Genomic DNA, 23,870 nt, shown 5'->3' with positions numbered 1-23,870 from the left:
TCTTTTTTCCGAAGGATTCCGATGAAACGCGCTCTCAGTCTCGCCGCCCGCTCCCTCGGCGTGCTCGCCGCCGTTGCCACCATCGCCACGCCGTTCGCGCGGGCCGAGGAAATCGCGAGCGTGAACACCAACTTTCGCTTCACCGGCTCGGATCGCGTGAGCGTCGAAGCGTATGACGATCCGCTCGTCACGGGCGTGACGTGCTACGTGTCGCGCGCTCGGACGGGCGGCGTGAAGGGCACGCTCGGCATCGCCGAAGATCCGACCGAAGCGTCGCTCGCGTGCCGCCAGGTCGGGCCGATCAAGATCGCCGAACCGCTCAAGCAGAAGGCGGATGTGTTCACCGACCGCATGTCGTTCATCTTCAAGACGCTGCACGTCGTGCGAATCGTCGACGCGAAGCGCAACACGCTCGTTTATCTGACTTATAGCGACCGGATCGCGACCGGCAGCGCGAAGAACAGCGTGACGGCCGTGCCGATGCCGCAAGGCACGACGATTCCAGTGAAGTGACTCTGCGCGTTGCACGCAAGCCGCTGAAAAGCGCATGACGTGTAAGATCACTGGCTCGATCCAGAAATCCGCAGTCATGACCCTCAACCGATTCAGCGATTCCGCACGCTATTGGCGCTCGCCGCTTGCGCCCGGCGCAGACATGCTGACCGCCGAATATCACGACCACTCGTTCACGCCGCACTGGCACGACGCGTACACGGTGCCCGTGATCGAAGCGGGCGCGGAGTGCTACGACTATCGCGGCTCGCACTATGTCGCGGAGGCGGGCTCGGTGCCGGTCATCAATCCGGGCGAACTGCATACGGGCGCGCGGGCAGTCGATGCGGGCTGGCGGTACCGCGTGTTTTATTTGCCGGTGGAGTTCGTGCAATCGGTCGCAAGCGAAGTGTCGGGGCGCGCCGAGCCGCTGCCCTGGTTTCCGGCCGACATCATCCGCGACGGCGATCTCGCGCGACGGCTCGCGCTGGCGCATCGGGCGCTCGAAGCCGGCGCCGATCCGCTCGCCGCCGAAACCGCGCTGCTCGATGCGCTTTCGAGCCTGCTTGCACGTCACGCGGGCCAGCGTCCTTCCGTCGTACGGCTTGGCAGCGACGCCGTGCGCGTCGAAGCGATGAAGGCCCGTCTCACCGACGATCTCACCGCGCCCGTCACGCTCGCGGAACTCGCGGCGAGCGTGGGGTTGTCGACGTTTCATGCGGCGCGCCTCTTTACCCGCGAAACCGGCCTCGCGCCGCATGCCTGGCGCAACCAGATGCGGCTCGCGCGCTCGCTCGGGGCGTTGCGCGCGGGGGTGTCGGTAACGGAGGTCGCGGCGGGTAGCGGCTTCACCGATCAAAGCCATTTCACGCGGCATTTCAAGCGCGCTTTCGGCGTGCCGCCAGGGCGCTGGCGATAGGCGGCAGGCAGGCTGTGCGCGCCAGAAAGCGCGAGGATCGCCGCGACCCACCGCAAGAACGTACAAGCGCACCATCACCCTCCCGCCCTATCCTCGCTGCCACAGGAGGACACCTTGAAAGCACTGCCCCGCAACACCTTCAGCGAACTCGCCGCCGGCGCGCGCGACACCATCCCGATGATGGTCGGCGCCGCGCCCTTCGGCGTCATTTTCGGCACGCTCGTGACCGCGAGCCCGCTCAGCCTCTGGCACGGTCAACTGATGTCGCTCGCGGTCTTCGCGGGCTCGGCGCAGTTCATCGCGGTCGGCTTGATCGCGGGGCAAGCGAGCTTCGCCGTGATCTGGGCCACGACGCTGATCGTCAACCTGCGCCACCTCCTCTACTCCGCGACGCTCGCGCCGTACGTCGCGCACCTGCCCGCGCGCTGGCGCTGGACGCTCGGCGCGCTGATGACCGACGAAGTGTTCGCCGTCGCCTACGCGCACTACCAGAAGCGCGCGCCCGGCGAGACCGGGCCGCACTACTTCCTCGGCTCGGGCCTCGCCATGTACCTCAACTGGCAGTTGTGGACGCTCGTCGGTCTCGTCTTCGGCGCGGCGTTTCCGGGTTTGCAAGCGCTCGGACTGGACTTCGCGATGGTCGCGACGTTCATCGCGATCATCGTGCCGCAACTGGTCGCCGCGCGGTTCGTGGCGGCGGCGCTGGCGGCGGGCGTGCTGTCGTTCGCGTGGCAGGGCTGGCCGTACAAGCTCGGGCTGCTGGCCGCGGTATTCGTCGGCGTCGCGGTGGGCATGGTTCTGACGGCGATCGAGAGCCGTCCGCGCACTCAGGAGCACACGCAATGAATTCTCTGATCGATAACGTTTCCTCGAGCTACGTCCTGCTGATCCTCGGCATGGCGCTCGTGACCTACCTGATTCGCGCGGCTGTCTTCGTGTTCGGCGACAAGATCGCGTTCCCGCCGCTCGTGCGCACCGCGCTCTCCTTCGTGCCCGTGACGGTGCTGACCGCGATCATCGTGCCGATGACCGTCTCGCCGCACGGCAACGGCGCCGAATTGACCTGGCGCAACGCCCAACTGGTCGCGGCGATCGTCGCGATCGGCGTATGCGTCGCGACGCGCCGGCCGCTCCTGACGATCGCCGTGTCGCTGGCGGTATTTTTCTTCTGGCAACTCGTCGTGCTCGCCTGAGCGCGGCTTTCGAAAAACCTCAAGTTCCCGGCCGGCGCGCCGTTAAAAGAGACGAATGGTCTTCGCCCAATGGCGCCGGCCGACTGCACTCCCGCCATCAGCGACGCTCATGCGCGGAACCGGGAACCATCATGCGTCAAATCACCCTTTCGTTTCGCGACGAAACCATCGTTTCGCTGCATCGCGACTTCGAGGCGTTCGTTCGCCTGTCGCTCAAGTTCGACCCGCACTTCATCACGCCGTCGTTCGAGGACTTCCTGCGCGCGAAGCTCCTCGACAACCCGACGCCGCTCACCGAACAGGCCGTGCAGCACATGTTGCAGAACGGCCAGTATGCGTGGGCGAAGCGCGCGCTGGACAAGGAGTTTCCGGATGTCGTCGAGATCCTGATCCGGCAGGCGGCCGAGCACGGCTTCAGTTTCGCGATCCGTTCGGACTGGACGCCCGAGGATCTGATCAACGCATCGCGCGAATGGGCGACGGCGATCGTCACGGAGGCGAAGGGCGATGCGTCGCAGGTCGACGTGCTGGCCTCGCAGATCAAGGCGGCGGCGATGGACATCCGTGAGGTCGAGGAGAAAATGCAGACGCCGGCCTGGCGTCTGGCAGATTCGCTGCGCCAGCGGGTGTACGAGACGAAGATCGCGGTCGAGCACAGCGTGGGGTCGACCGCGCGGGAGAAGCTCGGCGAATTGCGGTGCCTGCTGCGACTCGGCATCTTCCACGGTTCGATCCAAAAGCAGGAAGCCCAGCAGGTGCTGGAATATTTGCGCTCGACGCGGCCCGAGCTTTTCATCGAGGAGCCTTACGACGGCTTCACGCGCCTCGCCTCGTGGCTGCGCAGCATCTTTGCGCCGGCGCCGAAGGTGCCGGACGCGTCGCGGGCGCCGCGCTGAGCCGAGTTTGCGCGCCTAGTCCCACATTCCCTTGAGCCGCGCGGCAATGTCGATCTTCGCTTTCGCCGCCGCAGCCAGCCCGGCCGCCGTCGGCGCGGCGGCAACCGGCACCGGCGGCCACGCCGCCGCTTCGAACCGGTCCATCAACTGCGCGGGAATGAAGCGCGTGCGCGACGCCCAGACGTGGCGGTCGCCGAGGTGCGTCTGGTTATGCACGTAGAACCGCTGCGGCGTGACGATGTGAAGATCTTCCTTCGCCCGCGTCATCGCCACATAGAGCAGCCGCCGCTCCTCGTCGATTTCCTCGTCGCTGCCGGTGCCGAGATCGGACGGAATGCAGCCGTCGACGCCATTCAGCACGAAGACATTGCGCCACTCCTGCCCTTTCGCGGAATGAATGGTCGAGAGGATCAGGTAGTCCTCGTCGAGGAGCGGGACGCCTGATTCGTCGCTGGTCGCGTCGGGCGGATCGAGCGTCAGTTCGGTGAGGAAACGCTCGCGCGTCGGATACGTCGACGCGATGCTTTCCATCTGCAGCACGTCGCCGTGACGAATCGCGGCGTCTTCGTGATTGCGCTCCAGATGCGGCTCGTACCAGCGCCGGATCATTTCGAATTCGGCGGGCCAGCCGGTCTCGCGAGCGCAGACCTTCGCCATCAGCGCGACGAACTGCGGCCAGTCTTCGCTCGCGCGGGGCGGCGCCGCGAACGACGCCAGCGCGCGCGGCGTGTTGGGTGCGTCGCCATTCGACACCTGATCGAGCACGCGCCCGGCAATCGCCGGCCCGATGCCCGGCAGCAATTGCACGACCCGGAAGCCCGCGACCCGGTCGCGCGGATTCTCCGCCCAGCGCAGCACGGCGAGCACGTCCTTGACGTGCACGGAATCGAGAAACTTCAGCCCGCCGAACTTCACGAACGGGATATTGCGTCGCGTGAGTTCGATCTCGAGCGCCGCGCTGTGATGCGCCGCGCGAAACAGCACCGCCTGCGACTTGAGCGTCATGCCCGCCTCGCGCGCCTCCAGCACCTTTTCGACGACATAGCGCGCCTGATTGGCCTCGTCCGCGACCGACACGATGCGCGGCTTCTGCTCGCACGCCCGGTCGGTCCAGAGGTTCTTCGTGTAGCGTTCCGACGCGAGCCCGATCACCGCGTTCGATGCCGCGAGAATCGGCTGCGTCGAGCGGTAATTGCGCTCGAGCGTCACGCAGCGCGCGGGCGGATCGAAGTGGTTCGGGAAGTCGAGGATGTTGCGCACGGTCGCGCCGCGAAACGAATAGATCGACTGCGCATCGTCGCCGACGACCGTCAGGCCGCGCCCGTCCGGTTTCATCGACAGGAGAATCGACGCCTGCAAGCGGTTGGTGTCCTGGTATTCGTCGACGAGGACGTGATCGAAGCGGCGCGACAAATCGGCGGCGAGGCTCGGCTCGGCGGCGAGATGCGACCAGTAGAGCAGCAGGTCGTCGTAGTCGAGCACGCTCTGCGACTGCTTGGCGTTCACGTACGCGGCGAAGAGGCGGCGCAAATCCAGCTCCCATTCGCGGCACCACGGAAACGCCTGGTCGAGCACGGTGGCGAGCGACGCGCCCGTGTTCACGACGCGCGAGTAAATCGCAAAGCAGGTGGATTTCGCGGGAAAGCGCTTCTCCTTCGCCGACAAGCCGAGTTCATGGCGCACGAGGTTCATCAGATCGGCGGAATCCTCGCGATCGTTGATCGTGAACGACGGCGACAAGCCGACGAGATCCGCGTAATCGCGCAGGAGCCGCGCGCCGATGCCGTGGAACGTGCCCGACCAGGTGAGACCTTGCGCGATCGCGCTCTTGCTGCCGAGCGCGCCGATCGCAATGCGCGTCACGCGCCGTGTCATTTCGAGCGCCGCGCGCCGCGAAAATGTGAGCAGCAGGATTCGATGCGGATCGGCGCCTTTTACCAGCAGATGCGCGACGCGATGCGCCAGCGTATTGGTCTTGCCCGACCCCGCGCCCGCGATCACGAGCAACGGCCCGGCAGGGGCATCCGGTGTGTCGGCGCCGAATTCGACGGCCTCGCGCTGCGCGTCATTGAGCTTCGCGAGGTAGGAAGCAACCTGGGTCGCGACGGTATCGGCGGCGGGAGTGTCGGTAGCGATGAGCACGGGATAAAGTCAGCGGGCGAAGTGACGCACACTGTATATCCATACAACCCGTGCATGCAAGCGCTTGGGGTGCGTGAAACAACTGGCGGGAAACGGAATTCTTTGGAGTGAGGTGAAATTAGCTGGGCTCGGAAGCAAGAAATTGATTGGACTGCCGAAAGCGAGGAAATCAGAGATCCCGCGTTCATTTTTACGTTGCATCGCTCCGTGAACAGCCAGCCGGTTTGAACACTTATCTGACGTTGTTCAATATTTATCACCGTTCACGCATCGTGTACACTAGAGAAAATTGAACGGAGTTGAGATGCGCGCACCAGTCGCCGCCCCCGATCCACTCATCACATCCGCCACGCAGGCTTTCAGCGTCAGCGCGGGGGTTGCGACGTCGGTCATCCCGACGCCGCCCGGTACCGGCTACAACAGCACGGTCGAGTTTGAGCTAGATCCACCGGTGCGCCGCGTGGCCGTCGTAGTGCCCTCAATCGACCGCCAGGAGCGGCTCTCCGCCCTGGCCGCCACCAGCGGCCTGCTCAACGCTCAGCATGTTCTCCTCGTGACTTCGTATCTTTCACCCGCGCTAGTCAACGCCTGCCGCAGCCTTGGCGTGAACGCGATCGACGAGTCCGGCAACGCATTCGTGAAAGACGGTAGCACTCTGGTCCTGATTTCGGGTCGTCCGCGCGCCACCGAGCGCCGTCGACCCAGCCTCTGGTCCAAGCGATCACTTCAGGTCATCCTCGCGCTGCTCGTCAGGCCAGCGCTACTCCACGAAAGCAGACGCACGATCGCAATGTTCGCCGGCGTGAGCACCGGCACCGCACACACCACTGTGCAAACTCTACTGCAGCGTAAAGACCTGATCGAGCGCGGGGACGGGCTGGCTTTCACCAACTTCGATCGGTTGCTCGATGAATGGGTCACCCTTTATCCCTCGCTCCTGAGGGAATCACTCAAACTCGGACGATACCGCGCGACGGAGCCGAACTGGTGGACCGACATGCTGGCGCCGAACAACGAATGGATGTTGGGTGGTGAGTCCGCCGCTGCGCTCATGACGAGTTATCTGAAGCCGGCGGTCGTGACGGTGTACTGCACCAACGGGATCCCTACCCAGATGATCAGTCGCGGGCGGCTGCGGCCGGAGCCTACGGGAAACGTTGAGTTTCTCAAGGCGCCCTTCGAGTTGAACCGCACCCCGGGGTTGGTCGACAACGTCGTCTATCCCGTGCTCGTCTACGCCGATCTTGTCGCGAGCGGTGACTCGCGCAACCTCGAAACCGCGCAGATGATTCGTGACCAGTACATCCAACATGGCAATTAAGCTGCACGAGGCCCATCCTATCTGCGAGATGTCCGTCGCCGTCCTGCGTGACGTCTCGAACGCGGCGAATCAAGTTGGCGCAGCATGGTTTGTGGGCGGGGCGACGGCCCGCGACATCCTGACCACGCATCGTTTCGGGATCGAGCAGTCGCGAGCGACCGCCGACGTCGACATTGGTGTGTGCATCGAAAGCTGGCAAGGCGACAGGGAACTGCGCGACGCGCTCATTGGGACAGGAAGGTTCGAGCCCAGTGCGGAGGCTCAGCGGCTCGATTACACGGCGCCCGACTCAGGCGAAAGGATGTGGCTGGATATCGTTCCCTTCGGGGGACTCGAGCGCGAGGGCGACCGCGAGATTGAATGGCCAGGCGGCGCATTCCGGATGAATGTCGCAGGCTTTGGCGAAGCGCTGGAGGCGGCCGTCGAGGTTGAACTGGCACACGACGTCGTTGTCCTCGTTGCGTCCCTTCCGGCTCTCGCGATGCTCAAGATCCTCGCGTGGCGAGACAGGCACACCGCGCATGCAAGGGACGCGACAGATCTGCGGTTCCTGATGTCGAGATATGCAGACGCGGGTAACTACGATCGACTCTACGACGGCGACGCTCTGGACCTTCTCGAAGCCCACGGATTCGATCCGGACGTCGCTGGGGCTGCACTGCTCGCGCGGGACATGGCGGCTCTCGTCGCACCAGCGATCCGGCCGCTGATTCTGGAGGCGTTGGCACCAGGCGAAGCCTACCCCCGGTTGCTTAACCAGATGCTGGGCGGGGGACACCGTACGCTACAGATCGAAGGAGAAAGACCTGGTGCGAACGAGGACTTGTTCAACGCATTTCGAACGACGCTCGATCGAGTATTCGCCGCCGATACCTGAGTGGATGCGACGTGTGCAATTTCACCCTCCTGCGAATCCAGCAAATTAGCGTCTCAAATCGGGTGAGTCCAACTTATTCGGTTCCGCGTCATGAGCAGGGTGAGCGAATTCGTTAATAAGCATTTGATTTTTAATGGCGTTCGGTCGAACCAATTCCGTTCTCCTGCAAAACGCCGAGGCCCCGCAAGCGGGGCCTCGGCGTTCCTACGAAAGATCGCTGCCGTTACTGCGCTTTCTTCGCGTCCTTCAAATTCGCATCGGCGGCGGCTTCATTCGCCTTCGATTGCGATTCGGTCTTCTTCTTGTCGGCCTTCGCCTGCGCGACGGTCGCGTCCTTGTCCGCTTCGGCCTGCTTCTTCGCGGCCTTCTTGTCGGCGTGGGTCGCCGGCGCGTCGGTGGTCGTCTGCGCGAACGACACTGTCGCACCCGTCGCGACAACGCCCGCCACAAGCGCGGCGCACAGTTTATGCATCGTCATGCGTCCTCCTTGTCCTCATGGCGGCCGCCGACGGACGGCGGCCGCTCCACGGCCCAGCTTAATGCTGCAGGCCGCTGTCCTTCGGCGTCGACGGTTCGGCCGCGTTCAGTTCATCTTTGGCGGTCTGCTTGTCGGCCTTCTGGTTGATCTTGGCGTTGCGCACTTCTTCCTTGTATTGCGCCTTCGCTTCCTTGTTGGTCGCCTTCAGTTGCTCCTTCGACGCGTTCTTCGACGCGCGGTATTCCGCGTTCGCCTGCGCGTTGGCGTTGCGCTTCTGGACGAGCGGATCGGTCGAGGCCGGCGCGACGAGGTTCTGCGGCGGCGGCGTGACGCCCGGTGCGCCCTGTACCTGAGCCGACATCTGCGCGCCGGCATCGGCGGGTTGCGCGGTCTGCGCGAACGCAGCGGACGAAGCGATTGCAGCGAAAGCGGAGCCGATCAGCAGCGTTTGAATCTTCTTCATGAGTTTTTCCTCTCTTGTTCAGCCTCGGGCGAAGCGATGAAACCGGCTTGCCCGACTTCTTCGATTGACGAATGACCTTTGCGAACCATACATAACGCATCGATCACGAGTACAGACCCGGCGCCCGTGCGGCGAGTTCGCCAAAACGAGTCATTGTTACCGACCGTTTCACTCGGCTACATTTGCCAACATCCTGCGCCGGGCCACTGCGGTTCCAGTTCAGCACGGCGCGTGCCCGCGTGGTTTATCATGGGCGCCCTTTCCTGTCCTCAAGCGCCGCCCACCATGCCGCAACTCGAATTCACACTCACGGGCGAGTTCGTCGAACTGCACAACCTGCTCAAGCTGATGGGCCTCGCCGACAGCGGCGGCGCCGCGAAGGCGCGCGTCGCGATGGGCGACGTGAAGGTCGACGGCAAGGTCGAACTGCGCAAGACCTGCAAAATCCGCGCGGGACAGACGGTTTCGCTCGACGGGTCGAAGATCAGGGTTCTGAAGGCCGTCTGACGCAGGCGGATAGCGCGAATAACCGCGCCGCCATCGACATGCGGTCGTTCTGGCAATAAGCTAGTCGTCTTTCGTTCAGGTTTCAGCAGCATGAACGAGCGGGGCACGGACCTGAAACGGTAGCGGCGCCCGGCAGCTTTTCCGAATCCGCTGTTCAAATCCGGCGGCGCCCGCTCTGGGCCGTCCTCTCTTCGATCCGACATGCAACCCGGCTTCACACGCGCGGCCACGCCGCCGCCCAGTCTTTCCCGCCACGCCGCCGATACCGCCCGGCTTGCCGCGCCGCTCGCCATCTCGCAGTTGTCGCAAATGGCGATGGGCGTGACCGATACCATCCTGCTCGGCTCGCTCGGCCCCGATGCGCTCGCGGCCGGCGGCCTCGGTGCGAACCTGTTTTTCGTCGTGGTGACGCTGCTGCAGGGCGTGCTGACGTCGGTGAGCGTGTCGGTCGCGCATGCACGCGGTGCAAACGACGATGACCGCGTGCCGCATATCTACTGGACCGGCCTCGTGCTCGCGGTGCTGCTCTCGATTCCCGCGTTCGTGCTGCTGAGCTACGCGGAGCCGCTGCTGCTGGCGTTCAACGAGCCGGCCACGCTCGCGAAAAACGTCGGCGAATACTGCGCGGTCTTGCGCTGGGGGACGCCGGCCAGCCTGATCGGCGTCGGCATGATGCGCGCGTTCCTGCCGGCGATCGGCGCGGCGCGAAGGCTTCTGTGGGTGTCGATCGGCGGCGTGTTCGTCAATGGCTTCCTGAACTACGGGCTGATCCACGGCGCTTACGGCCTGCCGAAGCTCGGCTTCCTCGGCTCGGCGACGGCGACCTCGATCACCGTCTGGGCGATCGCGTTCGCGCTCGTCGCGTTCCTGCATTTGCGTCCGCGCTACCGGCATTTCGTCGTCGCCGCGCGCCCGCGACTGCCGCTGATGGGCGAACTGTTCGGCATCGGCTGGCCGGTCGCGATCACGTATGGCGTCGAATCGACGCTCTTTCTCGCCACCGGCATGATGGTCGGCATCCTCGGCGAAGCGCCGCTCGCCGCGCACCAGATCGCGCTGAACGTGGCGTCGGTGGCGTTCATGGTGCCGCTCGCGATCGGCCAGGCGGCGAATGTGCGCGTCGGCTACTGGATCGGCGCGGGCGTGCCGGTGGCCGCTCGCCACGCGGGATTTGTCGCGATCGCGCTGGGCGTCGGGTTCATGATGATGTCGGGGCTCGTGCTGGTCGCGGCGCCGCACGCGATCGTCGGCCTGTACCTGAATCTCGACGATCCCGCGAACGCCAGAACCGTCGCGCTTGCGACGTCGCTGTTGGGCGTGGCGGCGGTGTTCCAGATCGTCGACGGGATGCAGACAGTCGGCTCCGGCTGCCTGCGCGGACTGAAGGACACGCGCGTGCCGATGCTCGCCGCCGCGTTCGGCTACTGGGGCATCGGCTTTCCGACGGGATATGTGCTCGCCTTCCACTTCGAAGCGGGCACCAAGGGGCTGTGGTGGGGACTCGCCGCCGGTCTCGCGAGCGTCGCCGCGCTGATGACCTTGCGGTTTCACCGGATGAGCCGGCGCATCGTCGAGCGGGGCATCGCGGATAACGCGGCGCACGGCGCGAGCGGTATCCGTCGTAACGCATAAGCGATGCACGCGTGTCGCGATAAGCAAAGCACGCTTATTTGGTTGGAATCGCTGGAGTCGGGCGCTACGATCGAATCGTCTCCTCCTTGAGACTCCAGTGACAGGGGTATTGGGCCCGCCCCCATGGCGGGCTTTTTTTCGTCCGTGCGATGGCGTGTTGCGTTTCGCGGAGAGCGGCTTGTCAGAATTTCTAGGGCTTAAAAGTCGCTTCGGTTGTACGGTCGGATTGCACTGACAACGACCTCCTTACAAGTCAGGCGAATATCGAGCCCGATATTGGGTTCAAGGTCGAATCGGATCAAATCATCGGGCGTATCGGATAAGGAAATTTCCATAACCGACGCTTCTTCGAGCATGGCGTTTACATCGATCTCGGAACCTCGAATATCCAGCAGATCCAGCACGACCAGATAGTCGGGACCTCCATCAGCGGGAGGAGCCGCGTAGCGGTTGTGCAGCACCTCGAGTTGGAGATCGACCAAATAACGCACGCGTCCGGCCGGTAGCGGTTTCGAATCTAGGCCGTTGAATGAACGCCGCTTTCTCTGCAAAGAGAACTTCGTCACGGCCGAGTCGTGAAACGAGGGGTAATCTCCAAAAATCTTGACGAGCAAGCCACTGTTTCTCGCCATTTCCCAGCCCCATGTCCTGTTTCCGGTGCTCATTGGTTTCCACCTCGCGATGCGCTCTACCTGCAATTGATCGGGGACATTGGGAGATGAGTGTCATCTCGCAATCCAGCGTCAAAATTATGGCCGTGCGCTTCTCCGTGACTCTCGTGGTATTGGGCGCAAAGATTGCCCTTCGAATCGAAGTAATCCGCGTCAAGGCCATTCGGATTGATGCGGTATCCGCCCGGTTCGTTGCCTGTCATGCGAACCCCGCGTGCGGCGACCTCTTCTGTATCGCCATCGAGCATGTCGGGCGTGTACTCGAACGGCTGCGCGTCGCCGAGAGGGGTCGAAGCGTCGCCTTCGGCTGAGTCGCTGGATACACTCGCGTCGGACGTATCGCTGTCACCGCCCGTATCGGTTTCCTGCCCCCAGGTCGAAAGGTCGGGCGAACCATATTTGCTGATCCAGCCCGCGCGGGCGAACGTGGGCAACATACCTAGAGGATCGATCAGAACCGCAGCGTGCATGAACTTCTGGTTGATGACGTCGTTCATCGCCTCGATTTCGGCCCACGGCGTTTCGGTCGCCTGCAACTCTGCGATCTGTGCAAGATACCGTTCCTGCACGCTCGCGTAGCGTGGCGGATCATAATTTTCGACGCCCCAGAACGGCGACGATGCGGGCTTCTTCGGTGGCCACGCAATGCCGCCGCCGCTGAATACCGGCTTCTCGGGAATCACGACAACGCTCCCGCCGCGCACCATGTCCATCAGCGTCTGCACAACGTGCAAATCGGCGCCGCTTTTGGCAAGCCGGTCATGCCAGTGGAAATTCTCGCCGAGGAAGGCACGCACGCGCTTAACCAACTCCGCATCCTTGGCCCACACGTCGGCATAGGCCGACGCCGTGAATTTCTTGCCCGCATCGACTGCTTCCCTTCGCTTCTCTTCGGGTTCGAACGCCATATATCTCTCGTTGCTTCGATACAGCGTGTACCGGTACCAAGAGTCGGTTTTCAGTTCTACTGCCATTCATTTCCGTCCAGTAAGCGATGGTTTGATGGATGCAGATCACTTCTATCCTGATAGCGTATGGAAATTGCATGACGGGCGATAGCCACGCGCTCCCACCTTTGCGGTGAAACTATACTAAGTTTGTTCATACGATTCGAAATTCGCGTGCTAACAGGCCTGTTCAGCCATACCTTCGCGCGCACGAACCTTGCTACGCGATCAATTAGCCCGCGCATTGGTCGCCATGTTTGGCAGCGAATAACAATGAGGAAAAAGCACGTGTCGGAATGCAGGGAATCATCAGCGACAATCGCAGTACCCGCAGCGCACGCCGTATCGCGTGACCTCCAGCACACCATCACTCGCCCCGCGCGCTATCGAAAACTCGGCGCAGCCACCGTGGCCGCGCTCATGCTCACCGCATGCGCGACCCGTCCGCCCGCCACCGCTTTCGACCGCCCCGTCACGCACGCCCTGCCCGCCGCCACCGCGACCCCGCTCTCCACCGCTCTCGCGCCGCTCGAAGCGGCGCATCCGGACGAGTCGGCGGTGCGCCTGCTGCCGCGCGGCACCGATGCGCTGCAGGCCCGCATCGCACTCGCCCGCGCGGCGACGAAGACGCTCGACATGCAGTACTACATCGCGGAGGAGGACAACACCGGCAAGCTGCTGCTCGGCGCCGCGCTCTACGCGGCCGATCGCGGGGTGCGGGTGCGCATGCTGGTCGACGACCTGAATTTCAAGGACATCGACCAGATCATGGCGGCGCTCGATTCCCACGACAACATCGAGATTCGCGTGTTCAATCCGTTCGGCAGCGCGCAGCAGAGTTTCGCCCGGCGCACGCAGAACCTCTTCACGCAGATCGGCCATTTCACGCGCCGGATGCACAACAAGTCGATGATCGCGGACAACCAGATCGCGATCGTCGGCGGCCGCAATCTCGGCGACGAATACTTCAGCGCCAGCCCGACGCTGCAATTCCGCGATCTCGACGTGTTCACCGCGGGTCCCGTCGCCCAAAGGATCTCCGCGAGCTTCGACGACTACTGGAACAGCACGCTCGCGTATCCGCTGCGGGCGCTGAACAAGCAGAAGTTCGATCCCTCCGACCTCGACAAGACCCGCGACGACCTGCGCACGCACTGGCGCACGCAGGCCGATCCGCTCAACGCGAAGCCGCTGAACGCGACGCCGATCGCGCAGCAGATCGCGCGCGGAGAAATGGGACTCGTCTGGGCGCGCACGGAATTCGAGGTGGATTCGCCGTCGAAGATCGAGCACCCGAGCGACGACTACAAGAGCCCGCCGATGGAGCGCCTAGGCGAACTCATCAAGGAAGCCCACAGCGAATTTCTGATCCTGTCGCCGTACTTCGTGCCGCACGATGCCGGCGTCAAGGCGCTCGGCGCGCTCACGCAGCGCGGCGTGCGGGTCGCGGTGCTGACCAATTCGCTCTCCGCGACCGATGCCGTCGCCGTGCAGGCGGGCTATGCGCCGTATCGCGTGCCGCTGCTCAGGAATCACGTCGAACTGTACGAATTCAAGGCGACCCAGGGCGAAGGCGAAGCGAAGCCCACCGCCGGCCTCTTCGGTTCGCAATCGCGCGCGAGCCTGCATGCGAAGGCATACGTGATCGATCGGAGTATTCTCGTGATCGGCTCGATGAATCTCGATCCGCGCTCGGCGCTGCTGAATACCGAGCTGGCGCTCGTGATCCACAGCAAGCCGATCGCCGACGAAGCCGCGCAGTTGTTCCAGCGCGGCGTCCGGCCCGCGGCGAGCTATCGCGTCGAGCTGGCGTCGCCGGACGAGCTTGCCCGCCTGAAATCGACCGGCTCGCCGCTTTCGCCGCTCATCTGGACGACCGAGGAACACGACGGCACGGTCACCTACAACTTCGATCCGCAAGCGGGCCTGTACCGTAACGCGATGACGGGTCTTTTCACGTTGCTGCCCATCGACGAGCAGCTTTGAAGGAGCGTTGAAGCCATGACAGACGATGCAAAGAGCGATGTACGGCTGGAAAAGGACACGTTCGGCGAAATCGCCGTGCCGAACGCGAAGCTGTGGGGCGCGCAAACGCAGCGCTCGCTGCAAAACTTCAAGATATCGAGCGAGAAACAGTCGCCGGAACTGATCACGGCGCTCGCGATCGTCAAGCGCGCGGCCGCCGAAGTGAATCTCGACCTGAAGGTGCTCGACGCCGCCAAGGCGCGCGCGATCATCGAGGCCGCCGACGAGATCATCGACGGCAAGCATCCCGACGAATTCCCGCTCGCCGTGTGGCAGACGGGCTCGGGCACGCAGACCAACATGAACCTGAACGAGGTGATCGCCAACCGCGCGAGCGAGTTGATGGGCGGCCAGCGCGGCGAGGAGCGCCTCGTGCACCCGAACGACGACGTGAACCGCGGGCAGTCGTCGAACGACGTGTTTCCGACCGCGATGCACATCGCGGCGGCGTATGCGATCGTCAAGCATCTGGTGCCGTCGCTGAAGACCTTGCGCGATACGCTCGACAAGAAAGCGAAGGCGTTCGACCACATCGTGAAGATCGGCCGCACGCACCTGCAGGACGCGACGCCGCTCACGCTGGGCCAGGAATTCTCGGGCTACGTCGCGCAAATCGACCACGGCATCCGGCATGTCGAGGCGACGCTGCCGCATCTGTATCAACTGGCACAGGGCGGCACGGCGGTTGGCACCGGTCTGAACGCGCATCCCGAATTCGCGGTGAAGGTGGCGGGCGCGATCGCCAAGCTGACGGGCTTGCCCTTCGAGACCGCGCCGAACAAGTTCGAAGTGATGGCCGCCGCCGACGCGCTCGTCGCGGCGCATGGCGCGCTGAAGACCGTCGCGGCGGGCATGATGAAGATCGCCAACGACATCCGCTGGCTGGCGAGCGGTCCGCGCTGCGGGCTCGGCGAACTATCGATCCCGGAAAACGAGCCGGGCAGTTCGATCATGCCGGGCAAGGTCAATCCGACCCAGTCGGAAGCCGTCACGATGCTCTGCTGCCAAGTGTTCGGCAACGACGTCGCGGTGAATTTCGGCGGCGCGAGCGGCAACTTCGAATTGAACGTGTTCCGTCCGATGATCGCGCACAACGTGCTGCAATCGGTCCGTCTTCTGGCCGACGGCGCGCAGAGCTTCAACGACAACTGCGCGGTCGGCATCGAGCCGAACGGGAAGCGCATCGAGAGCCTGCTGAACGAATCGCTGATGCTGGTGACGGCGCTGAATCCTCACATCGGCTACGACAAGGCCGCGAAGATCGCGAAGAAGGCGCACAAGGAAGGAACGACGCTGAAGGAATCGGCGCTGGCGCTCGGCTTTGTGACGGAGCAGCAGTTCGATGAGTGGGTGAAGCCGGAGGAGATGGTCGGCAAGCGCTGAGCGTTGCAAAAAAAAAGCGCAGCGGCGTTGAAGCCGCTGCGCTTTGGGCACTTCATCAGGGGATTATTTGGCGGATTTGGCGGGCCAGAAGTCGTTTTCATCGCACAAGGCGATGAGCGCGGCGCCCGAGTCGTCGAGGATCTTGCGGATCGCCGCCGGCATTTCCTCACGCGGCGTGACGCGCTCGCCGACGTTCAGGTTGAGCCCGGTGTTCAACAGCGAGCGCTCGACATGCACGACGAGTTCGTCGATATCGCTCGTCAGCGCGCGCTTCGGATCGCTTTTGGCCCTGAGCGGCGCGATCAGCAACTGGTCGAGCAGTCCGACCGGCACGCCGCCGGCGAATTTCGGCGATGCGAGCGCATCCCACTTCTCGCCGCGCTCCGCGTGGCTCAGCAGCACGGTGTTCAGGCGGTCGGCGGCCGCACGCGGCTGCACGTCGCCATAACGGATCGCGGTCTCGCCGGCCGCCAGCGAAAAGCGCACGATCTGCATGATCGTGTCGATGCCGTGGCCCGCCAGTTCGGGCGCGTCGAACAGCTGGTCGAGCGTCATATCCGACTTGCGCAGCAGGTCGAAGAGCGGCCTGTGCGCCGCGTCGGTGCGATTAACTTGCGCGTGCTCGATCTTGACCGTCTGCTGGTATTGCGCCTTCGGATTGGCCCACAGATGAATGCGTTTCGCGTGTTCACGCAGGCGGATATCGTTGAGCGTCGCCTTGCCGCGCACGAAGACATCGGAACGGAACGACCGGTTGCAGAAATAATCGCGGACTTCTTCGGCGAACAGCGGGTCCTTGATCGAACCGACGATTGCGGCCTGCTCGTCGGTGAGCCATGCCACCGGCGACATCTGACCGTAGCGCGCGCTGCCCGCGAACACGAGCTTGGCGTCGGCCAGTTCCTTCGCCATGTCGGTGAAGTGGAACGGCGTCCACTGCTCGTGCATGTATTCGTGCACCAGATAGCGCGTGTCCGACGAAGCGAACGATGTGACGCGGGCGGCCGCATCGGGATTGCGCTGGAAGTGCAGCGCGTTCGTGTCGGCCAGTTGCCGCGCGAACGTGGCGGCGCCCGCCCAGTTTTCGCCCTGGTTGTTCGCGTGCAGGGTCAAGAGACGCTGGAGCGGCTGGACCTGCGCGCAGGCGGTCATCGCGTTGTAGCTGATCTGCACGACGCCGCCCGGCTTCAGGTAACGCGCGAGAAAACGCACGATTTGCGCGCGCGTTTCATGCGACACCCACGAGACGATACCGTGCAGCGTCACGAAATCGAACATCGGCAAGTCGACCTTGCCGTCGGCCAGTTCGCCGAAGCTGTTTTCGAGCAGCGTGAGGTTGGGAAGCCGGGCGTCGTCGCGAATGGACGACGCGGCGATCACGTGCAGCGGGTTGAAGTCGCAGGCGTAGAAGTCGCCGTCCGGATGCGTCGCCGCAAGGATCAGCGACGTCAGGCCCTGGCCGAAACCGAGCTCGCAGTAGGTGAACTTGCCGTCGGCGAGGGGCGCGACGCGCTGCATCACGAGCGCCGCCTTCAGCCACGTCGGGCTCTGTTCCTGATAGTAGCCGGTCGTATACGCGACCGAATTGTTGTAACCCGCAGCCCAGCTCATGCTTGCTCCTTCATCGATATCCAAGTGGTGGCTTCCGCGCGGCACGGCCTGGAGCACGCGTCGCGCGAGTGCGCTGCACTATGCCCGTCAAGGGCGGATCGATGAATGAGAAGCGTCTTATTTGTTACTGAAACCGAATGAATCGGGGCATTTTATTTGCTGAAAACCCGGTTTTCGGGCGATTCAAACCTTTCCCGCCGCCACTTCCTCCGGCTTCAGTTCGACGATGGCGTCGAGCGCGTCCTTCACGTCCATCGCGTATTTGGCGAGCCGTTTCTGCTCCTCGGTGACCGGCACAAACGCGGGCACCGGCACGGGCTTGCCCTGCTCGTCGACGGCGACGAACACGACGAGGCAATCCGTCGTCTGCTGGAGGTCGCCGCCTTTCGGGTCGCCCGCGTGGACCGCGATGTGCAGGTGCATGCTCGTGCGGCCGGTCGCGACCACGCGTGCGCGCAACTCGACGAGATTGCCGACCAGGATCGGCCGGCGAAAGCGGATGTTGCCGACGCTCACTGTCACGCAATAACGGCCCGACCACATCGCCGCGCACGCGTAGCCCGTTTCGTCGATCCACTTCATCAGCGCGCCGCCGTGCACCTTGCCGCCGAAGTTTACCGAGGTCGGCTCGGCGAGAAAGCGGAAGGTGGTTTCGGAGCGGTCGGGCGTGGAGGCGTCGGCTTGCAGCGACGTGATCGGCGTGTTCATGGCGGCTCGCGGTGCGGGGCGGACCCCGCGACAGGAAAAAGGTAAAAAATGATTATAGAGGCAGCAAGAAGGCCCAGCGCCGGGAACCGCTCGGGCGCATTCGATCGGGCTCGCCGCCGCGCTATTTGCGGATCGACACGCCTTCGTCGATCGTGCCGTACATCGTAATGCTGCTCGAACCGCCGGATGCCGACGACGACGATCCCGCCATCCCCGAACAGCCCGCGCACAGCAGCGACGCGACGAAACCCGCCGCCAGAATGATCTTGATCATGGGTATTTCCTTGCAACGACTTCGGGACACGGACTGTCATTCTAGCCCCGTGGCCGAAGCCGGCACGCATCGACGATTCAGTCCGCGCTGAAACATCGGATGCCGAGAGCGTTTAAAGTGGTCTTATCCGCCTATCTCGAAATCGCAGGAGACGCCATGACCCTCGCCCACGACGACACCGATCCCCGCGCACGCCACTTTCCGGGCCTGTCGCGGATCGGCGCACTGCTCGCCGATCCGGGCCGCGCCGCGATGCTGTGGTCGCTGATGGACGGCACCGCGCGTCCGGCCGGCGAGCTGACGATGATCGCGGGGCTGTCACCATCGGCGGCGAGCGGCCATCTCGCGCGGCTGACCGAGGGCGGGCTGCTCGCGATGGAAGTGAGCGGCCGGCATCGGTACTACCGGATCGCGACGCCCGACATCGCGGCGGCGATCGAGGCGCTCGCCACCCTCGCGCAGGCGAGCGCACCGCAGCGCGCGCCCGAGCGGCTGCCGAGCGCGGTGCCGCTCGAAATGCGCTATGCCCGCACCTGCTACGACCACCTGGCGGGCGAACTCGCCGTGCAGATCTTCGACCGGATGATCACGCGCAACTGGCTCGCCGTCGAGCGCCGGGCGGAGAACGGGCCGACCGAACTGGAGCCAACGCCTGAAGGCGCGCGCGAGTTTGCGCAACTCGGGATCGACTTGAAAAGCCAGCGCGCGCGCCGGCGACGTTTCGCGTGCACGTGCATCGACTGGAGCGAGCGGCGGCCGCATTTGGGCGGCGCGCTCGGCGCAGCGTTTCTCGAAAGCTGTGGCGCGCACGGGTGGCTCGAAAAGACGACGAAGCGTCGCGTGCTGCGCGTGACGCCCGCCGGGCGCAGCCATTTCGAGCGTTTTCTGTCGGACAGGTAGATCCTTCGGTCCGCTGCAAAGCTTTGTTACGCGGGGTCGTCGCCGCTTACAAACGACAGCGCCCTGATACAGGCGCAGACGGTAAATTGGTTCGACAGGCTGTGTCGGCCTTCACAACAACAACTCGACGCCGCCGCTGGAGAACCACAATGCACGTCCGCCGCCTCACGAAACCCGCCGCCGCCACGCTGTTCGCCTGCGCCCTGCTCTCGGGACTCACTTTCAGCGCGTTCGCGCAGACACCCGACACCGCCTATTCCGATTCCGCCGCCGCGCCGCAAGCCGAGACCGATCCGCCCGGACGCGTTGCGCGCCTGAACTACATGGCGGGGACGGTCACGAGCGAACCGGCCGGCGCCTCCGACTGGAGCTACGCGCAGATCAACCGCCCGCTCACCACCGGCGACCAGCTCTGGAACGACGACGGCGCGCGCTCGGAGCTGCATATCGGTTCGACCGCGGTGCGCCTCGGTTCGTCAACGAGTCTCGAAGTCCTTTCCCTCGATGACGCCAGCGCCCAACTCAAGGTCGCGCAAGGCACGCTCTCGACGCGCGTTCGCTCGCTGCCGCCGGGCGGCGCGTATGAGATCGACACGCCGAACGCCGCGCTCGGGGTCACGGCGCCGGGGGATTATCGCGTCGACGTCGCGCCCGACGGCAGCCGCACGACGGTGACCGTCCGAAGCGGCAGCCTCACCGCATACGGCGACGGCGGCGCATTGCCGATTACCGCCGGCCAGCAGATCACGTTCGCCGGCACGGCCCTGCAGCAGGTCGCGGCGAACGGCGCCCCGGCGGCGGATTCGTTCGATCAGTGGGCCGCAAGCCGCGACGCGGCAGAAGACCAGTCGGTTTCCGCGCGCTACGTCTCGCGCGACATCCCCGGTTATCAGGATCTCGACGCGAATGGCACGTGGCAGACCGATCCGTCGTACGGCGAGGTGTGGGTGCCGAATGCCGTCGCGGCAGACTGGGCGCCGTATCGGCAGGGACACTGGGTCTGGCAGGCGCCGTGGGGCTGGACCTGGGTCGACGATGCGCCGTGGGGTTTCGCGCCTTATCACTATGGCCGCTGGGCTTACGCCGGATCGCGTTGGGCCTGGGTGCCGGGACCGCTCGTCGACACTGCGCCGCCCGCCTACGCGCCCGCGCTGGTGGCGTTCGTCGGCGACGGCGGCGGCGGGGTCGACTGGAATGTCGGTCTGGCGATCGGCGGTGCGGCGGCGGTGGGCGTCGCGTGGTTTCCGCTCGGGCCAGGTGAACCGTGGCGCGGCCATCGCGACGGCTGGAGCCCGCGTTACTACGATCGCGTGAACCGGAATGTGCATGTCGACCAGTCCGTGCACATTCGCAATACCTATGTGAACTATCGCGCGCCAGGCGCCGTGACGGCCGTGCCGGCGACGGCGTTCGTCCACGGGCGGCCGGTCGGGCGGGAGAACGTGCGCGTCGACCCGGCGCACTGGCGTAGTCCGCGTTTTACGGAAGGCGGTCCGGGAATCGCGCCGACGCGGGACAGCTTCACGCCGGGCCTCCGACGCGCCGATTACCGGCCGCCGCAGGGCGCGTTCGGGCGTCCGGTCGTGGCGACGCGCGCGCCGCTTGCGCCTCCCGCGTTCCACGACACGTTCGCGCAGCGTCTCGCGCTCGGCCAGGGTGCGCGCGTGGCGGGCGCGGGAAATCCGGTAGTGCGGACGGCGCCCGAAGCAAGTGCCGGGCGCAATCCGGGTTCTCGAGCGCCGCAGATGCAGGCGCCTGGGCGCGAGAACATCCATCTCGTCGCGACGCATGGTCCGGCGCGCGCGCTGGAAAACGCGGGGATTGCGTCGCGTGGTCCGAATGGGGCGACCGGCGCTTCCATCGCGACGCCGCCACAGCGCGACGGCGGACACGCTCCGCCGATCGCCACCGATTCGTCACGCAACGGCGGCGTCCCACGTCCGCCGCAAGTCGCGCAGTGGGGCAATGGGCCGGCCCAGCAGGCGGGACATTCCGCTCCGGCTCACGATATGAATCAACCGCAACCGGGGGTTTTGCAGCACTCGCCGCAGATGTCCAATGGCGCGCAGCAGCGCGGTAACCAAATCGCGACTTCGCCGGGCGGCCTGTCGCCACCTGATGCCGGCGTCGCGCCGCAGCCTTCGCGTTTTGCCGGTCAGCCAGCGCACGAACCGAATGGCGCCCCGCAGCGCGACGCCAGCGCAGTGCCGCGACCGCCCGCACACGTCGGCCAACCGCCGGTCGGCAATGCCATGCAGGCGCCCGCTGGCGGCGAGCAGCATCTTCCGCACGCGATGTCGCCGCAACAGCCACAGCAGTGGCCGCAACAGCCGCAAGTCGCTGCCGTCGCGCAGCCCCGCCAGAACTTCGATGCTGCACAGGGCCGGAGTCAGGCCCCGCGTCCGCAGCCGGTCCAGCAAGCGCAGAACGGATTCCAGCCGGCGCCGGCCCATGCGCTGCAACCTGTGAGCGTCCCGCAGCCACGGCCCGCGCCGATCCAGACGCCACGTCCCGACAATCATCCGCAGCCGGTTCAGCAGGCGCAAAACGGATTCCAGCCGACGCCACCGCAAGAGGCGCAACCCGCGAATGTCCAGCAACCCCGGCAGGACTTCCACGCGACTCAGACGCCGGCTGCGGCTCAGGCCGCGCGTCCCGAGAATCATCCGCAGCAGGTCCAGCAGGCGCCACGTCAGGAGTTTCATCCGCCGCCGCAGCAGGTCCAGCAGGCGCCGCGCCAGGAGTTTCATCCGCCGCCGCAGCAGGTCCAGCAGGCGCCGCGTCAGGAGTTTCATCCGCCGCCGCAGCAGGTCCAACAAGCGCCGCGTCAGGAGTTTCATCCGCCGCCGCAGCAACAGGCGCAGCAGGCGCCTCGACAGCAGGTTCAGCCGCATCAGGAAGTCCATCAAGCGCCACGCCCGCAGCCGCAGCCCGCTCAGCCGCAGCACCAGGAGCCGCACGCCGCAGGCAACGGCAACGATCAACACCACAGAAGCTGACTTTCAACGCCAGACTCTGCCTCACAAACGCAAAACGCGCGGCCTCGGCCGCGCGTTTTGCCTTGCTGCCCATGGAAACCAGACGCTAAACCGCCATCGGCGCCTTGAGCGCCTCATGGTGCCGATACCCTTCGAGCGCGAAATCGCTCGGCTCGATCTTCTCGAGCCATTCCGGTTCATAGCGCCCGGTGGTCGCGTAATCGGGCACGCGATCCGACAGGATCAGTTGCGGACTCGCGAAAGGCTCGCGCTTCAACTGCTCATTGAGCATGTCGAGCTGGTTCTCGTAGATATGCGCATCGCCGATGAAATACGTGAACCAGCGCGGCGCATAACCCGTCAGCCGCCCGACGAGATGCAGCAGCGCCGCGCCTTCGGTCAGGTTGAACGGCGTGCCCAGCCCGACGTCGTTACTGCGGATATAGAGGCACAGCGAGATTTCACGCTTCGCGGCGTTCGGGATGAACTGATACAGCAGATGGCACGCGGGCAGCGCGATTTCATCGAGCTTCGCCGGATTCCACGCATGAAACAGAATGCGACGGTCGGTCGGGTTCTCGATGATCGTATCGAGACACTGGCGCAACTGATCGACCGCCTTGTACAGGAGCACCTGCTCGCGGCCGCCTTCCACGAAACTCGTCACGACCTGATAGCCGCGATTGGTGGCATCGGAGATACGGTCGCCCGCGCCTGCGTCGATGACCTTGTACGCCGGCCACTTGCGCCATTGCACGCCGTACACGTCGCCGAGGTCGTCAGGGCCCTGGCGGTACGGATTCGCGAGCCACTGTGGATTCTCGTTGGCGTTGGCGTCCCAGACCTTGCAGCCGAGCGCGCGAAAATCCGCCGCGTTCTTCGACGCCCGCAGAAAACCCACCATCTCGCCGATCGCCGACTTGAACGCGAGCTTCTTCGTCGTCACGGCCGGGAAACCCTGCTGCAAGTCGAAGCGCAGCATCGCGCCGGGCATGCTGATCGTGCGGATCCCCGTGCGGTTTTCCTGCCAGGTGCCGGTATCGAGAATCGCGCGGACGAGCTCGAGATACTGTTTCATTCAATTTCCTTCGACGCGCCTGCACGGCTCGCTGTAGATGGGCGTAAAGGCGTGATTTTACCAAGCGCGCGAAGGAAGCGTCGGAGCGGGCGAGAGAAACGGAGGGTTGGAGGAGAGGCGGGCGCGCGGATGGCGCCCGCCTGGAATCGACGGCCTGTCGGTCGGTCAGACTCGGGTCGCGTGCTCGGTGGGCGCGTCGACTTCGATGTGGCGCATGCCGTGTGCGCTCAGGAGCCGGTACAGCGTCACACGCGAAATGCCGAGTTCGTGGGCCGCATCGCCCAGGCGCCCGCGATGGCGCAGCAACGCCAGTTCGATCGCCTGCCGCTCGGCCGCTTCGCGCGCCTGCGCCAGCGACACCGGCGCCACTTCCAC

At 64.8% G+C, this 23,870-nt stretch carries 23 protein-coding genes; 13 read left to right on the top strand and 10 right to left on the bottom strand.

Annotated elements, in window-relative coordinates:
- The first annotated feature begins 21 nt into the window (after nt 1–21).
- The 5 genes from AWB68_RS01985 (at nt 22) to AWB68_RS01965 (ending at nt 3,500) form a co-directional block, all read left to right on the top strand.
- A complete protein-coding gene (locus AWB68_RS01985) occupies nt 22–513 on the top strand; it encodes a CreA family protein (RefSeq protein WP_087642693.1) in 492 nt (163 codons plus the stop codon).
- Between the two features lie 76 nt (nt 514–589).
- Nucleotides 590–1,411 carry a helix-turn-helix transcriptional regulator gene (locus AWB68_RS01980; RefSeq protein WP_087642800.1) on the top strand — a complete coding sequence of 274 codons (822 nt, stop codon included), beginning with the start codon at nt 590–592 and terminating at the stop codon, nt 1,409–1,411.
- Between the two features lie 177 nt (nt 1,412–1,588).
- Complete coding sequence (locus tag AWB68_RS01975) at nt 1,589–2,257, top strand: AzlC family ABC transporter permease (protein ID WP_087642799.1); 669 nt, start codon at nt 1,589–1,591, stop codon at nt 2,255–2,257.
- Nucleotides 2,254–2,604, top strand: coding sequence for a branched-chain amino acid transport AzlD family protein (locus tag AWB68_RS01970; protein ID WP_087642692.1), 351 nt, complete (start codon nt 2,254–2,256; stop codon nt 2,602–2,604). Before AWB68_RS01975 ends, AWB68_RS01970 begins: the two co-directional genes overlap by 4 nt.
- Nucleotides 2,605–2,735: 131 nt before the next feature.
- Entirely contained in the window at nt 2,736–3,500 is a 765-nt protein-coding gene (locus tag AWB68_RS01965) for a DUF4088 family protein (protein ID WP_087642691.1), read from the top strand.
- A 15-nt stretch (nt 3,501–3,515) separates the two neighbouring features.
- On the opposite strand, the gene AWB68_RS01960 is transcribed toward AWB68_RS01965, so the two are convergent.
- Nucleotides 3,516–5,642 (bottom strand): ATP-dependent helicase, encoded by a 2,127-nt coding sequence (locus AWB68_RS01960; protein WP_087642690.1) that lies wholly within the window; start codon nt 5,640–5,642, stop codon nt 3,516–3,518.
- 304 nt (nt 5,643–5,946) lie between these two features.
- On the opposite strand from AWB68_RS01960, the gene AWB68_RS01955 reads away from it, so the two are divergent.
- Together AWB68_RS01955 and AWB68_RS01950 are read left to right on the top strand one after the other, a co-directional pair.
- On the top strand, nt 5,947–6,963 hold the full coding sequence (locus AWB68_RS01955; protein WP_087642689.1) for a type IV toxin-antitoxin system AbiEi family antitoxin: 1,017 nt from the start codon (nt 5,947–5,949) through the stop codon (nt 6,961–6,963).
- Entirely contained in the window at nt 6,953–7,840 is an 888-nt protein-coding gene (locus tag AWB68_RS01950; protein ID WP_087642688.1) for a nucleotidyl transferase AbiEii/AbiGii toxin family protein, read from the top strand. The genes AWB68_RS01955 and AWB68_RS01950 overlap by 11 nt, the downstream gene beginning before the upstream one ends.
- A gap of 223 nt (nt 7,841–8,063) precedes the next feature.
- On the opposite strand, the gene AWB68_RS01945 is transcribed toward AWB68_RS01950, so the two are convergent.
- Together AWB68_RS01945 and AWB68_RS01940 are read right to left on the bottom strand one after the other, a co-directional pair.
- On the bottom strand, nt 8,064–8,312 hold the full coding sequence (locus AWB68_RS01945) for a hypothetical protein (protein WP_200828613.1): 249 nt from the start codon (nt 8,310–8,312) through the stop codon (nt 8,064–8,066).
- A 64-nt stretch (nt 8,313–8,376) separates the two neighbouring features.
- Entirely contained in the window at nt 8,377–8,781 is a 405-nt protein-coding gene (locus AWB68_RS01940) for a hypothetical protein (RefSeq protein WP_087642686.1), read from the bottom strand.
- Between the two features lie 285 nt (nt 8,782–9,066).
- On the opposite strand from AWB68_RS01940, the gene AWB68_RS01935 reads away from it, so the two are divergent.
- Nucleotides 9,067–9,288, top strand: coding sequence for an RNA-binding S4 domain-containing protein (locus AWB68_RS01935; protein WP_087642685.1), 222 nt, complete (start codon nt 9,067–9,069; stop codon nt 9,286–9,288).
- A 201-nt stretch (nt 9,289–9,489) separates the two neighbouring features.
- Nucleotides 9,490–10,920, top strand: coding sequence for an MATE family efflux transporter (locus tag AWB68_RS01930; protein ID WP_087642684.1), 1,431 nt, complete (start codon nt 9,490–9,492; stop codon nt 10,918–10,920).
- Nucleotides 10,921–11,117: 197 nt separating this feature from the next.
- Here AWB68_RS01930 and AWB68_RS01925 read toward each other — a convergent pair whose 3' ends face one another.
- Both AWB68_RS01925 and AWB68_RS49220 read right to left on the bottom strand, forming a co-directional pair.
- Entirely contained in the window at nt 11,118–11,585 is a 468-nt protein-coding gene (locus AWB68_RS01925; RefSeq protein ID WP_087642683.1) for an Imm50 family immunity protein, read from the bottom strand.
- A gap of 23 nt (nt 11,586–11,608) precedes the next feature.
- Nucleotides 11,609–12,499: a hypothetical protein gene (locus AWB68_RS49220; RefSeq protein ID WP_235028165.1), complete on the bottom strand. Its 891-nt coding sequence runs from the start codon at nt 12,497–12,499 to the stop codon at nt 11,609–11,611.
- Nucleotides 12,500–12,958: 459 nt separating this feature from the next.
- Between AWB68_RS49220 and AWB68_RS01915 the strand changes: the two genes are divergently transcribed.
- Nucleotides 12,959–14,524, top strand: a complete 1,566-nt coding sequence (locus tag AWB68_RS01915; protein WP_235028171.1) for a phospholipase D family protein — start codon at nt 12,959–12,961, stop codon at nt 14,522–14,524.
- Nucleotides 14,525–14,539: 15 nt separating this feature from the next.
- Nucleotides 14,540–15,946, top strand: a complete 1,407-nt coding sequence (fumC, locus tag AWB68_RS01910) for a class II fumarate hydratase (RefSeq protein ID WP_087642681.1) — start codon at nt 14,540–14,542, stop codon at nt 15,944–15,946.
- A gap of 63 nt (nt 15,947–16,009) precedes the next feature.
- Here fumC and AWB68_RS01905 read toward each other — a convergent pair whose 3' ends face one another.
- From AWB68_RS01905 to AWB68_RS48085, 3 genes are all read right to left on the bottom strand, one after another.
- Nucleotides 16,010–17,557: a class I SAM-dependent methyltransferase gene (locus AWB68_RS01905; protein ID WP_087642680.1), complete on the bottom strand. Its 1,548-nt coding sequence runs from the start codon at nt 17,555–17,557 to the stop codon at nt 16,010–16,012.
- A 183-nt stretch (nt 17,558–17,740) separates the two neighbouring features.
- On the bottom strand, nt 17,741–18,265 hold the full coding sequence (locus tag AWB68_RS01900; RefSeq protein WP_087642679.1) for an acyl-CoA thioesterase: 525 nt from the start codon (nt 18,263–18,265) through the stop codon (nt 17,741–17,743).
- 121 nt (nt 18,266–18,386) lie between these two features.
- The gene (locus AWB68_RS48085) at nt 18,387–18,539 is read right to left on the bottom strand and encodes a hypothetical protein (protein ID WP_160109947.1); all 153 of its coding nucleotides are present in this window, start codon (nt 18,537–18,539) and stop codon (nt 18,387–18,389) included.
- Between the two features lie 156 nt (nt 18,540–18,695).
- Between AWB68_RS48085 and AWB68_RS01895 the strand changes: the two genes are divergently transcribed.
- Both AWB68_RS01895 and AWB68_RS01890 read left to right on the top strand, forming a co-directional pair.
- Nucleotides 18,696–19,439: an ArsR/SmtB family transcription factor gene (locus AWB68_RS01895; RefSeq protein WP_087642678.1), complete on the top strand. Its 744-nt coding sequence runs from the start codon at nt 18,696–18,698 to the stop codon at nt 19,437–19,439.
- A gap of 149 nt (nt 19,440–19,588) precedes the next feature.
- Nucleotides 19,589–22,438 carry a DUF6600 domain-containing protein gene (locus AWB68_RS01890; RefSeq protein WP_087642677.1) on the top strand — a complete coding sequence of 950 codons (2,850 nt, stop codon included), beginning with the start codon at nt 19,589–19,591 and terminating at the stop codon, nt 22,436–22,438.
- 85 nt (nt 22,439–22,523) lie between these two features.
- Here AWB68_RS01890 and AWB68_RS01885 read toward each other — a convergent pair whose 3' ends face one another.
- Nucleotides 22,524–23,495: a thymidylate synthase gene (locus AWB68_RS01885; RefSeq protein WP_087642676.1), complete on the bottom strand. Its 972-nt coding sequence runs from the start codon at nt 23,493–23,495 to the stop codon at nt 22,524–22,526.
- A gap of 165 nt (nt 23,496–23,660) precedes the next feature.
- The coding region (locus AWB68_RS01880) for a helix-turn-helix domain-containing protein (RefSeq protein WP_327381686.1) at nt 23,661–23,870 on the bottom strand (210 nt) is incomplete at its 5' end.

This window comes from Caballeronia choica (genome assembly GCF_001544535.1).
GTDB classification, from domain to species: Bacteria; Pseudomonadota; Gammaproteobacteria; order Burkholderiales; family Burkholderiaceae; genus Caballeronia; species Caballeronia choica.
This window is presented reverse-complemented; position numbering and strand designations above follow the sequence as displayed.